Genomic DNA, 12,526 nt, shown 5'->3' with positions numbered 1-12,526 from the left:
TTAGCGACCGCGAACGGCTTGTTCCAGCTCGGCAAAGCTTGGACGGTGCGCCGGATACAGAACCTTGCGCCCGAACTCCACGGCCAGCGATGGCGGCATGCCGGAAGCCGAAGCCACCAGGGAAGCCTTGATGGCCTCGTAGACGTTCAGCTCTTCCTTGGCATCGTGGGCCAGGGAGTGGGCCAGCGGACCGAAGAAACCGTAGGCGGCGAGAATACCGAAGAAGGTACCGACCAGTGCCGCACCTACGTGCAGACCGATGGATTTCTGGTCGCCTTCACCCAGCGAGGCCATGGTCACCACGATACCCAGTACCGCCGCGACGATACCGAAACCGGGCATGGCGTCGGCGATGCCGTTCACGGCGTGGGACGGGTGCTCGAGGTCTTCCTTGAGGCTGTACAGCTCCATGTCGAACAGGCCTTCCAGCTCGTGCGGCGCCATGTTGCCGGAGGACATGATGCGCAGGTAATCGCAGATGAACGCGGTCATGCGTTCGTCCTTGAGCACGGCCGGGTACTTGGCGAAGATCGGGCTCGCGGCGGCGTCTTCGATGTCGCCTTCAATGGCCATCATGCCTTCGCGGCGGCTCTTGTTGAGGATCTCGTAGATCAGGCCCAGCACTTCCAGATAGAAGGTGTGGCTGAAACGCGAACTGAACATGCTCAGGGATTTCTTGAGCACGTGCATCGTCATGTAACCGGGGTTGGCCTGCAGGAATGCACCGAGGGCCGCACCACCGATGATCATCACCTCGAAGGGCTGGATCAGGGCGGCAATTTTGCCGTGGGAGAGCACGTATCCGCCGAGCACGCTCGCGAATACGACGATGATGCCGATAATTTTAGCCATAGGTAGAGAGTACTTACTTAAGTCGGGTTCAAGGTCATATTCGGAAGTTAAAAAATCTCTTCTTCTACTTATCGGCAAAACTGCGCCAGACTATAGCCAGTTCAGGCGAAAAGCCAATTTAGCCCATGCCGGGCGCGTCTACAGTCAGTGAAGATCTCGTCCAGACATGGCTAATGAAACGAACGTCCCACACGCAAAACCGACCACACTGGAAGGCTGGGTAAAACTGCTCGATGGCGTGCGCCTGCCCGTGCCGCAAGAGGCTCACGACAAGGTGTGCCGCGCGATCCGTGACAACCGCAGTTCCCTGCGCGACATCGCCGACCTGATGCAGGACAGTCCGGCACTGGCCTTGAGCATCATCCGTGAGGCCAATCGTCACACCCTCGGCACCATGGCTGCACCGGCGGAAAATCTTGAGGTGGCGATCAACCGTCTGGGCCTGGCGCGCACCGAAGAACTGCTGGCGCGCCTGCCGGCCCAACCGCAGATGCAGATCCCCAAGGCCCTGCGCCAACTGCAAATGATCAGCCAGCACGCCACGCAACAGGCCAATGGTTTTTTCGCCAGTCGCCTGGCGCGACTGTGGCAGGACATCCATTGGGGCAGCCTGCTGTTTCTCTCGCCGTTATGGCCGCTGGCGCTGACGTTTCCCGAGTTGCTCGAAGAATGGGAATTGCGGGTGATCCACAAGGGCGAATCGGCCTTGGTGGTCGAGAAGCAACTGTTTGGCGTGCGCCTGCTGAAGATCGCCGAAGCGCTGGTGCAAGTCTGGCACCTGCCGATCTGGGTGCAGCAAGGTTATAAATTGCTGCTCAGCGAACAGCGCGAACTGGTCAAAGTGCTGCGCATCGCCCGCGACAGCGAACATCCGCTGCGCCAGCAGAATCGCCTCGATGACGATCCGACCCTGCGTCGCTGGCTCAACCAGCCGGCCAACACTGTGCTGCTGGCCAACGGTCTGGCGCTATCGGCGCAACAGGCCTGGGACAGTCCGCACAGCGAGCGCTGGCAGTACCTGACCAGCCTTTATCTGCAGATTTCGCTGGATGAAGTGCAGCAACAGTTGCACCAACAGGCCGCCAACAGTGCGCGCCAGCATGCCATGCCTGATCTGTGGCACCCGGCCGTTTCTTTATTATGGCCGTGGGGCACCCATCGGTTGCCGGCCGGGATGCTGCCAGCAGCCGCGCCGAGTGCCGAGGATCTGACCCAATGGCGCCGGCAATGCGCCGAACTGCTGGCCGAGCCGAGCCGCTTCACCAATGCCATGAGCCTGACGGTGGCCGCGCGCGATGCCCTGGTCGCCAGCGGCATGCGCCGGGTGATGATCCTGATGGCCGATCGCACGCAGTCCAATCTGCGCGTGCACCAGACTTTCGGTTTGCCGAAAGACGCCGCCGCGCTGAATTTCGTCGTCAGCCAGAGCAAGGTGTTGCAACGCCTGCTGGCGCAGCAGGCACAGGTGCGGATCAACCCCGAGAACAACGCACAATTTTCCGCGTTGTTGCCGCCGGGCCTGCGTTCGCTGTTTCGCGGCGAACATCTGTTTCTGCGCTCACTGGTCAATAACGGCCGGGTGATCATGATCGTCGTGGCCGATCAGGGCGGCGGGCCGTTTGCCGACATCACCGTGCAGGCGTTCGGCAAAACCGCACAGTGCATCGAAAAAGCCCTGCACAGCTTTAGCAGCCGTGGTCGATGAGGCTGCGCTACAATCCCCCCCTTTGTGCTCTGGAGACCTCACATGTCTGACTTCTCTGGCTTGCCGCTCGTCATCGAGCCGAGCGACCTGCTCCCGCGTCTCGATTCCCCTGAACTGATTCTGGTGGATCTGACCAGCCCTGCCCGTTATGCCGAAGGTCACCTTCCCGGCGCACGCTTTGTCGATCCGAAACGCACCCAGCTCGGCCAGCCGCCGGGGCCGGGACTGCTGCCGGCCAAGGCCGACCTCGAAGCCCTGTTCGGTGAGCTGGGCCATCGCCAGGACGCGGTCTACGTGGTCTATGACGACGAGGGCGGCGGCTGGGCCGGGCGGTTCATCTGGCTGCTCGATGTGATCGGTCACGACAAGTATCACTACGTCGATGGCGGTCTGCCGGCGTGGCTGGCGGCGGGCATGCCGATGTCGATCCAGGTTCCGCCTGCGGTGGGCGGCCCGGTGGCGCTGACCCTGCACGAAGAGCCAACGGCAACCCGGGAATACCTGCAAAGCCGTCTCGGCGCCGCCGATCTGGCGATCTGGGATGCCCGTGGGCCACTGGAATACTCCGGCGAGAAAGTGCTGGCCGCCAAGGCCGGACACATTCCGGGCGCGGTGAACTTCGAGTGGACTGCCGGCATGGACAAGGCGCGCCAGTTGCGGATTCGCACCGACATGCCGCAGATCCTCGAAGACCTCGGCATCACCAAAGACAAAGAAATCATTACCCACTGCCAGACCCATCACCGGTCGGGCTTCACTTATCTGGTGGCCAAGTCCCTCGGTTATCCGCGGGTCAAGGGCTACGCCGGTTCATGGGGCGAATGGGGCAACCACCCTGATACGCCTGTCGAGATTCAAGGTTCTAAGGACAACTAATGAAAGAGCGTCTGTTTATCCTCAGCCAGTACCTGCTGCCGCATCACCTGCTGTCGCGCCTGGCCGGCTGCGTTGCCGAGTGCCGCGTGCGCTGGTTCAAGAATGCCTTCACCCAGTGGTTCGCCAAGCGTTATCAGGTGGACATGTCGCAAGCGCTGGTCGAAGACCTGACCGCCTACGAGCACTTCAACGCCTTCTTCACCCGCGCCCTGAAAGACGGCGCGCGTCCGCTGGACGAAACCCCGGGTGCGATCCTCAGCCCGGCCGACGGTGCGGTCAGCCAGCTCGGCCCGATCGAACACGGGCGGGTGTTCCAGGCCAAGGGCCACAGCTTCAGCGTGCTGGAGTTGCTCGGCGGTGACGCAGCGAATGCCGCACCGTTCATGGGCGGCGACTTCGCCACCATTTACCTGTCGCCGAAGGATTACCACCGCGTGCACATGCCGCTGGCCGGTACCCTGCGCGAGATGGTCTACATCCCGGGCCGGATCTTCTCGGTCAACCAGACCACCGCGGAAAACGTCCCGGAACTGTTCGCCCGCAACGAACGCGTGGCATGCATCTTCGACACCGAGCGTGGCCCGATGGCCGTCGTGCTGGTCGGCGCGATGATCGTCGCGTCGATCGAAACCGTGTGGGCCGGTCTGGTCACCCCGCCGAAGCGCGAACTGAAAACCTTCCGCTACGACGAAGCCGCTCGTGCGCCGATCCATCTGGAAAAAGGCGCCGAACTGGGCCGCTTCAAGCTGGGATCGACCGCGATCGTGCTGTTCGGGCCGGATCAGGTGAAATGGGTTGAAGAGCTGGCTGCCGGTTCGCCCGTGCAGATGGGCCAGGCGCTGGCACTGCCAACAGCCTGATTCATCCTCGGTGGGAGCAGCCTCGGCCGCTCCCACCGATTGCTGTAATTGCTGCTATGGTTTTTGGCATGAGCCAGACCATCTCCTCTCCGCTGCTAAGCGCTCCGACTCCAACGCAGTCACGCCTGTCGTTCTGCGAAGCAACCCCGCGCGACCTCAAGCGCTGGATCGCCGGCCTGCCCAAGGCCAACATCGGCGAAACCGCCCGCCAGTTGTATCAAGGCCTGGGCGAACTCAACCAATTGCTCACCCCCAGCGACAATCGCCTGCAACTGCTGGAGTTGCTGCGCCCCGAAGTGTATTTCGTCTGCCAGCATCTGGAGCGGCACTTCCTGCATCAGGCGATCATGCTCGACGATCGCTCGCGCAAGATCAGCAACCTGTGTCAGGCGCTGCAAAATCAGTTGGCTATCGGTTACAAACAGATCGTGCTGCGCATTGCCCCCAAGTACCACAAGGATCGCGCTGCGCTGGTCGGCCAGGCTTTGCAGCGGGCCGCGCATGCGCTCAAGGCACAACTGCTGCGGGCCGCGCAGCTGTATAGCCCGGCGCCGGAACAGCTGTGGTTCGAGCTGCATCAGTTGTATCACTGCGCCAGCGGATTACAGTTGCAACAGCGGCGAGTGCACGACGACCTGGCGAGCCTGACCACCGAACTGAGCCTGGAGCAGACCTACATTGCCGCCCTGCTGCTGGGCAGCGCCCGCTGCAATCAACTGCGGCAAAACCAGATCGCCCGGCTGGCCGAAGTGCTGGAGCCATGGAGCGCCCTGCTCAAGCTGCATCCCGGCAGTCCGGACGACGGACTGCTCGCCATCAGCGCCGAGCTGGACACCGGCCCGCGTTACAGCAGCATGTTTCGCAAGGAGCAACAGGGCGCACTGCTCGGCTTCGATCCGCAGCCGCTGGTGAATGTCATCGAAGCGCATTTACAACATCAGGAGACCTCGACGCCGCTGCCCGTCCCGACAGGGCTGAGCTTCGACACCCTGCAACATGTACACGCCAGTTGGGGCCAGACCGCCGAGCGCAGCTTTCAGCGCACCGTTGGCCAAGGCAACCTGACCGTGTGCGTGGGCATGAGCGCCCTGCACTTCTATCTGGGCGGCGAGCGCACCTTCAGTGAGTTGCTCAAGCATCCCGGCGCCCGCGCGGCGAACTTCAGCCGCGCCGTGGTCCAGGGCGAAAAGGACAGCTGGAGCCAGGCCTTCGACGCCGCCCCGCAAAGCCACGCGGATGAGTTTCTGCCCTACGAAGAAATCCAGTACGACCAACTCGGTGAAGACGAAAAGGCTGCCGACCACACCCCGCATTACCCGACCTATACGCTGCCGGTGATCAACCACAGCCCCGGCGGTTATTGCCTGGGCTGGCCAAGCGAAGTGCCCGCCGAGCTGCAGGCCGGGGAGATGGTCGGAATTCAGGACAGTTCGAATCAGGGCTGGAGCATTGCGGTGGTCCGCTGGATACGTCAGGTACGCGGCGGCGGACCGCAAATGGGCATTGAGCTGGTGGCACCCCACGCCGAACCCTGCGGTTTGCAACTGGTGCGCTCGCGGGACGATCACAGCCACTACTTACGCGGCCTGCTGTTGCCCGAGATCAGTGCGATCGACTTGCCCGCGACCCTGCTGGCCCCGCGCTTGCCGTTTCAAGAGGGCAATAAAGTGCTGATCAACACCCACGGCGAAGAACACCGCGCCGGACTGGATCGACGAGTGGCGAGTACGCACAGTTTCAATCAGTTTGCCTATCGCTCGCTGGAGGCCGCACGCAATGGCGGGAGCGAGGAGGATTTTGATTCGTTATGGAAGTCGCTTTAGGGGCAATCCAGAAACCTGTGGCGAGGGAGCTTGCTCCCGCTGAGTTGCGAAGCGACTCCCTCTATATCCAGCAAAAGAAGGGGCCTGCTGCGCAGTCCAGCGGGAGCAAGCTCCCTCGCCACAGAGGCCCGCACCAGGCTTAGAGCTGCCCGTCGCGATCGCGGAAGCCCAGCAGATACAACACGCCATCCAGCCCCAGGGTGGAGATCGCCTGCTTCGCCGACTGTTTGACCAGCGGCTTGGCACGGAACGCCACGCCCAGACCGGCGATCGCCAGCATCGGCAAGTCATTCGCGCCATCGCCGACCGCGATGGTCTGCTCCAGACGCAAACCTTCCTTGTGCGCCAGCTCCTTCAGCAGGTCGGCCTTGCGCTGGGCATCGACAATCGGCTCGATTGCCACGCCGGTGCACTTGCCGTCGACCACTTCCAGTTCGTTGGCGAACACGTAGTCGATGCCGAGTTTGGCCTGCAACTGCTTGGCGAAATAAGTGAAGCCGCCGGACAGGATCGCCGTTTTGTAGCCCAGGCGCTTGAGTTCGGCGAACAGGGTTTCCGCGCCTTCGGTCAGCCGCAGCGAGGCGCCGATCGAGTCCAGCACGCTGACGTCGAGGCCCTTGAGCAGTGCCAGACGTTCCTTGAAGCTGGCGCGAAAGTCCAGCTCGCCGGCCATGGCGCGCTCGGTGATGGCCGAGACTTGCTCGCCCACACCGGCGGCCTTGGCCAGTTCGTCGATGACTTCGGCTTCGATCAGCGTCGAGTCCATGTCGAACACCGCCAGACGCCGGTTGCGACGGAACAGCGAATCTTCCTGGAAGGCGATATCGACGTTCAGCTCCTGGGCGACGCTGAGGAATTCGGCACGCAGCGCCTGCGGATCAGCCGCCTCGCCACGCACGGAGAACTCGATGCAGCCCTTGCCCTTGTCGGCTGGCGTGTCCAGCGGCATGCGACCCGACAAACGGTCGATATGGTCGATGTTAAGGCCGTATTTGGCGGTGATCGAGCTGACTGCCTGCAATTGGCCGGCGGTCACTTTGCGGGTCAACAGGGTGACGATGTGGCGTTTTTTGCCCTGATTGCCCACCCACTGCTGGTAGTCCTCTTCGGACACCGGGGTGAAGCGCACCTGCTGGTCGAGCTCGTAGCCCTTGAACAGGATGTCCTTGAGCACCGCCTTGCCTTGCTCGGAATCGGGAATTTCAACCAGGATGCCGAACGACAGGGTGTCGTGGATCACCGCCTGACCGATGTCGAGAATGTTCACACCACCTTGTGCCAGAACGCCGGTAATGGCCGCAGTCAGACCTGGACGGTCGACTCCCGTGATGTTAATCAGGACGATTTCGCGCAACGCGCACCCCCGCAACTGGAAAAAAACCGCATTCTACCCACTTTCAGTGACCATCGGGCACCGTGAGCGCTTTGCCGGTCTAGGGCCTGTCGCTATACTGCGCGTCAACTTCACGGACAAAAGAGCCGAGCTCAGTGAACCGGCCAACGCCAGTTAAAACCGATAACTTCTTCCTGCTGATCTTCCGTGCACTGCGCCATCGCCGTGTACCGATTGCATTGCGCATTGCCAGCCATAACGTGATCCTGGTCGCTCTGGCCCTGGTGATCTATGCCGGGGTGATGGGTCTGCAATTCAAGCAGGCCATGCACGAGCAGGCCGATGCGCTGGGCGAAAGCCTGACCACGCAGACCGCCACCTCCGCCACAGAGCTGCTGGTGTCCAACGACATCCTCAGCCTCAACGTGCTGCTCAACAACCTGACCAAGAACAAACTGGTGGCCCACGCGGCTATCTATAGCGTGGACAACCGCATCCTCGCCGAATCCGGTCAGCGCCCCAAGCACAGCCTGTTGGGCGAAGCCGAAGGCATGTACGAGAGCAAGATCACCTTTCAGGACGTGACCGCCGGGCAACTGCGCATCAGCCTGGACATGGATCAGTTCCAGCAGCCGATGACCATCAGCCTGCAGAGCATGGGCATTCTCAGTGCGATCCTGTTGGCGCTGTCGCTGGCCTTGAGCCTGCGCATGGGCCGCTATTTGTCCACACCGCTGCTGCAATTGCGCGTCTGGCTGCGCCGGATTGACGAGCACACGCCGGGCATCGAACGCCAGGATGAAATCGGCGATCTGGCCCGCCAACTGCACGCCAACTACGCGCCGGAGCCGGCGCCTGAGCCAGAACCTGAATTCGCAGACGAGGACGACGAGCCAGAATTCGAAGTGCGCAACCTGCGTGATCCGAGTATTGACGAAACCCGTCCGATGGCCGCGCAAAAGCCTGCACCGCGCCATGTGGTCAGCACCGTCGAAGACGATGATGACGATGACGCGTTCGCCGACCTGCGCGACGAATCGCTGAGTGAAACCGCGCAGCCTGCGGTCCGCCGCGCCACGCCAAGCGTGCCGCAGCACACGGCCGTGCTGGCGGTGCAATTGGGTTCACAGGAGCAATTGCGGCGTTTGCCCCGTGCGCGTCTGGAAGAATTGCAGGAACGCTATCGCGACTGCCTCGATCAGGCCGCTTCGCTGTATCAGGGCGAAATCGAAACGCTGAACGATGGCAGCACGCTGATGCTGTTCCACACCGAAGACAGCGGTGACGACTACCTGACCAACGCCATCTGCTGCGGCGAGTTGCTGCGGGCACTGGGTCATCAGTTGCAGATCGAAGTCGCCGACAGCGGCATCACCCTGCAATTGCAGTTGGGCCTGACCCTAGGCGATGAGCTGTTCGGCCTGAGCCAGATCGACCTGCTGCTGACCGATTCGGCCCAGGATGCTCTGGCCCTGTCGCAGCACAGCCGCAACCTGCTGCTGGTCGAGCGCAAGATCGGTGATGATGCGCTGATTCGCCAGCGTGCACGGATCCGCCCGATTGCCAGCCCTGAGGGGGCTTGCTGCGTGGAGCGGTTGATGGAGCCGTATCCATCGATGCTCGAACGGCAGCTGGCGCGGATGCATGAGCGCCGGGCGTAAGCTGTAGGCGCTGCCGAAGGCTGCGATCTTTTCGCGGCTAAACATCAGCCCGCAGACAAGCGATTGTCTGCGGGCTTTTTTGTTGCCTGTACCAGCCTCTTCGCGAGCAGGCTCGCTCCCACACTTGATCAGCAGCGCCCACATTCCCTGTGGGAGCGAGCCTGCTCGCGAAGAGGCCCGCACCGACGGCAAAGATCTCCAGCCCCCAGACACAACAAAGCCCGCACAAGGCGGGCTCTGTCTTGACTCAAACCAGACTCAGAAGCGGAACACTTCCATGTCCGTACGAATCGGTGATGCCATCGGAATCTTCGGCTGCTTCTCGGCTTCCGCCGCCGGCGCTGCCGGCTTCGGTGCCGCTTTACGCGGCGCCTCGGCCACTGGTGGCTGATTGGCCAACGGTTTCAGCGCGACCGACAACTGCTCGGCCAGACGCTGCAGCAGAATGCCTTGGGCCTGAACCTGCGAAGCCGTGGTGCCGGCGTGCAGCTCCTGCAGATGGACGATGCGGTTATCGCGCACCTTTCCGCGACGGTCGATCAGGCGCCATTGCGCATCGAGGATCGCCGGTTGTTTCTCACCCGAGTCCAGACGCGTGATGGTCAGCAACACCTGCACATCCGGGGTAAACCCCAGGGTGGCCGGCGCCAATACCACGCGCTGGCTGTCCAGATGACCGGCAACCTGACGCATCAGCAATTGATCGATATCCGACGAAAGGCTGCCCGCCCAGCGACCGTCGGTCGAGGCTTGCAGGCTGCCGTCCGGTTGACGTTGCAGCAGGGTTTCACGTTGCAGGTAATCAGCGATGACTACCGGTCCCAACAAAACCGCCATGCCTGTGCTTTGCGCAGGCTGAGCCGGACTTCCGCTGTCCAGCTGATACAGCGACACCGGCTGGTGAACGCTGCAACCCGCCAGGCCCAAAACGCCGGCGAGCAGGAAAATAAGGGGGCGCAGAGAAGTCATCATCCCGTCCAAGTGGCCGCCACAAGGCTCACCACAGTGAAAATACTCAATAAATATGAAGAACGCTCGGCCACGCCTGCGTTTGGAAAGGCCATATCATCCGTGAATATGCGTTCCGACTCCAGCGCCAAAGCGTCGATCTACGCGTTAAATCGTAGATCGAGCGCTCTAGGGCGCTTAATTGAGGTTTTCGACGAGCAGCGCATCCACCCGCTGGAAGCCCCGCGGGAGTTTATTACCGCGACGACCACGTTCACCTTTGTAGTGTTCGAGGTCTTCGGCCTTCAGCGACAGGGTCCGTTTTCCGGCCTGCAGCACCAGGGTGGCGCCTTCCGGAAGCACAGCGATGTCCGTGACATATTCTTCGCGACTGGCCACGCGCTCACCGGAGATCCCGATGATCTTGTTGCCCTTGCCCTTACCCAATTGTGGCAGATCGCTGATCTTGAAGATCAGCAGGCGACCTTCGGTCGTTACCGAGGCCAACCAGTTCTGCTCACGATCGGGCACCGGGCGCGGCGCGATAACCTTGGCGTTGTTAGGCAGGCTCAACAGGGCTTTACCGGCCTTGTTCTTGGCTTGCAGGTCTTCACCTTTCACCACGAAACCGTAACCGGCGTCGGAGGCGATCACGTACAGCGCATCATCTTCCGGCATCAGCACGCATTCGAACGTGGCACCGGGCGGTGGCGTCAGGCGGCCGGTCAACGGCTCGCCCTGGCCCCGGGCCGACGGCAACGTGTGCGCGGCGACCGAGTAGCTGCGGCCAGTGGAGTCAATCACCACGGCAGACTGGTTGGAGCGCCCCGCCGCCGAGGTCTTGAAGCCGTCGCCGGCCTTGTACGACAGGCCGGTGGCGTCGATATCGTGGCCCTTGGCTGAGCGAATCCAGCCTTTCTCGGACAATACGACGGTGACTTTCTCGTTCGGCAGCAGATCGTGTTCGGTCAGCGCCTTGGCTTCAGCGCGCTCGACGATTGGCGAACGACGGTCATCGCCGTAGGTTTCAGCGTCTTTCAACAGCTCGGTGCGCACCAGCTTCTTCAGCTTGGCTTCGCTGCCCAGCAGCGCTTGCAGCTTGGCTTGTTCCTTGAGCAGTTCGTCCTGCTCGTCGCGCAGCTTCATCTCCTCCAGTCGCGCCAATTGACGCAGACGGGTGTCGAGGATGTAGTCGGCCTGAATCTCGCTGAGGGCGAAGCGCTCGATCAGCTTGGCTTTCGGGTGCTCCTCGGTGCGGATGATGTGGATCACTTCATCCAGGTTGAGGTAGGCGATCAGCAAACCGTCCAACAGGTGCAGACGACGCTCGACCTTGTCGAGGCGGAATTGCAGGCGGCGACGCACGGTCAGCACGCGGAATTCCAGCCATTCGACCAGCAACGCCCGCAGGTTTTTCAGCTGCGGCTTGCCGTCCAGACCGATGATGTTGACGTTGACCCGGTAGGTCGACTCCAGCTCAGTGCTGGCGAACAGGTGCTGCATCAGCGCTTCGTGGTCGACGCGGCTGTTGACCGGAATGATCACGATGCGGCACGGGTTTTCGTGGTCGGATTCGTCGCGCAGGTCAGCGATCTGCGGCGCTTTCGACGGTTTGGCCTGCATCAGTGCGGCGATCTGCTCCAGCACCTTGGCCCCGGAGACCTGATGCGGCAGCGCGGTGACGATGATGTCGCCGTCCTCGACGTGGTACACGGCGCGCATGCGCACCGAGCCCTTGCCGGTTTCATACATTTTCAGCAGATCGGCGCGCGGAGTGATGATTTCCGCTTCGGTCGGGTAGTCCGGGCCTTGAATGTGTTCACAAAGCTGCTCGACCGTGGCTTTCGGCTCATCGAGCAGACGCACGCAGGCGGTGGCGACTTCACGCAGGTTGTGCGGCGGCACATCAGTGGCCATGCCCACGGCGATGCCGGTGGTGCCGTTGAGCAGGATGTTCGGCAAACGTGCCGGCAACACCAGCGGTTCCTGCAGGGTGCCGTCGAAGTTCGGGCCCCAGTCAGCCGTGCCCTGGCCCAGTTCGCTGAGCAGCACTTCGGAATAGCGCGACAGACGCGCTTCGGTGTAACGCATGGCGGCGAAGGACTTCGGATCGTCCGGCGCACCCCAGTTGCCCTGGCCGTCGACCAGCGTGTAGCGATAGCTGAACGGCTGAGCCATCAGCACCATTGCTTCGTAGCACGCCGAGTCGCCGTGCGGGTGGAACTTGCCGAGCACGTCACCGACGGTACGCGCCGATTTCTTGTGCTTGGAATCGGCGTCCAGCCCCAGCTCGCTCATCGCATAAATGATGCGCCGCTGTACCGGTTTCAGGCCGTCGCCGATATGCGGCAGAGCACGGTCCATGATCACGTACATGGAGTAGTTGAGGTAGGCATTTTCGGTGAAGTCAGCCAGCGATCGGCGTTCTACGCCGTCTAAGCTGTCTGCAAGGATGTCGCTCATGCGGG

Annotated in this window: 9 protein-coding genes; 5 read left to right on the top strand and 4 right to left on the bottom strand. The window is 62.0% G+C overall.

Translation table 11 applies throughout. The annotated features are described in order from the left end of the window. Positions 1-852 carry a flagellar motor stator protein MotA gene (motA, locus tag HBN98_RS17865; protein ID WP_007952169.1) on the bottom strand — a complete coding sequence of 284 codons (852 nt, stop codon included), beginning with the start codon at positions 850-852 and terminating at the stop codon, positions 1-3. A 166-nt stretch (positions 853-1,018) separates the two neighbouring features. Here motA and HBN98_RS17860 point away from each other — a divergent pair, with 166 nt between their 5' ends. The 4 genes from HBN98_RS17860 (at position 1,019) to HBN98_RS17845 (ending at position 6,116) form a co-directional block, all read left to right on the top strand. Next, positions 1,019-2,557: an HDOD domain-containing protein gene (locus HBN98_RS17860; RefSeq protein WP_083367182.1), complete on the top strand. Its 1,539-nt coding sequence runs from the start codon at positions 1,019-1,021 to the stop codon at positions 2,555-2,557. 42 nt (positions 2,558-2,599) lie between these two features. Next, on the top strand, positions 2,600-3,433 hold the full coding sequence (gene rhdA, locus HBN98_RS17855; protein WP_083367183.1) for a thiosulfate sulfurtransferase: 834 nt from the start codon (positions 2,600-2,602) through the stop codon (positions 3,431-3,433). Continuing rightward, complete coding sequence (gene asd / locus HBN98_RS17850; protein WP_083367184.1) at positions 3,433-4,293, top strand: archaetidylserine decarboxylase; 861 nt, start codon at positions 3,433-3,435, stop codon at positions 4,291-4,293. The genes rhdA and asd overlap by 1 nt, the downstream gene beginning before the upstream one ends. Positions 4,294-4,361: 68 nt before the next feature. Further along, positions 4,362-6,116, top strand: coding sequence for a molecular chaperone (locus tag HBN98_RS17845; protein WP_083367185.1), 1,755 nt, complete (start codon positions 4,362-4,364; stop codon positions 6,114-6,116). 139 nt (positions 6,117-6,255) lie between these two features. Here HBN98_RS17845 and serB read toward each other — a convergent pair whose 3' ends face one another. After that, on the bottom strand, positions 6,256-7,470 hold the full coding sequence (gene serB, locus HBN98_RS17840; protein ID WP_007967407.1) for a phosphoserine phosphatase SerB: 1,215 nt from the start codon (positions 7,468-7,470) through the stop codon (positions 6,256-6,258). A 134-nt stretch (positions 7,471-7,604) separates the two neighbouring features. On the opposite strand from serB, the gene HBN98_RS17835 reads away from it, so the two are divergent. Next, entirely contained in the window at positions 7,605-9,110 is a 1,506-nt protein-coding gene (locus HBN98_RS17835; RefSeq protein ID WP_083367186.1) for an AhpA/YtjB family protein, read from the top strand. 258 nt (positions 9,111-9,368) lie between these two features. Here HBN98_RS17835 and HBN98_RS17830 read toward each other — a convergent pair whose 3' ends face one another. Both HBN98_RS17830 and parC read right to left on the bottom strand, forming a co-directional pair. Then, positions 9,369-10,079, bottom strand: coding sequence for a PqiC family protein (locus tag HBN98_RS17830; protein ID WP_064585687.1), 711 nt, complete (start codon positions 10,077-10,079; stop codon positions 9,369-9,371). Between the two features lie 177 nt (positions 10,080-10,256). Then, on the bottom strand, positions 10,257-12,521 hold the full coding sequence (gene parC, locus HBN98_RS17825; RefSeq protein WP_064585686.1) for a DNA topoisomerase IV subunit A: 2,265 nt from the start codon (positions 12,519-12,521) through the stop codon (positions 10,257-10,259). Positions 12,522-12,526 lie beyond the last annotated feature (5 nt).

The organism is Pseudomonas koreensis (genome assembly GCF_012986595.1).
Classification (GTDB): Bacteria; Pseudomonadota; Gammaproteobacteria; order Pseudomonadales; family Pseudomonadaceae; genus Aquipseudomonas; species Aquipseudomonas koreensis.
The sequence above is the reverse complement of the archived record's forward strand: the minus strand, read 5'-3'. Positions and strand labels throughout refer to the sequence as shown.

What these genes read in the sequence shown, in the direction of transcription:
- motA (WP_007952169.1), bottom strand. Translation starts at nt 852, where the DNA reads ATGGCTAAAATTATCGGCATCATCGTCGTATTCGCGAGCGTGCTCGGC.
- HBN98_RS17860 (WP_083367182.1), top strand. Translation starts at nt 1,019, where the DNA reads ATGGCTAATGAAACGAACGTCCCACACGCAAAACCGACCACACTGGAA.
- rhdA (WP_083367183.1), top strand. Translation starts at nt 2,600, where the DNA reads ATGTCTGACTTCTCTGGCTTGCCGCTCGTCATCGAGCCGAGCGACCTG.
- asd (WP_083367184.1), top strand. Translation starts at nt 3,433, where the DNA reads ATGAAAGAGCGTCTGTTTATCCTCAGCCAGTACCTGCTGCCGCATCAC.
- HBN98_RS17845 (WP_083367185.1), top strand. Translation starts at nt 4,362, where the DNA reads ATGAGCCAGACCATCTCCTCTCCGCTGCTAAGCGCTCCGACTCCAACG.
- HBN98_RS17830 (WP_064585687.1), bottom strand. Translation starts at nt 10,079, where the DNA reads ATGACTTCTCTGCGCCCCCTTATTTTCCTGCTCGCCGGCGTTTTGGGC.
- parC (WP_064585686.1), bottom strand. Translation starts at nt 12,521, where the DNA reads ATGAGCGACATCCTTGCAGACAGCTTAGACGGCGTAGAACGCCGATCG.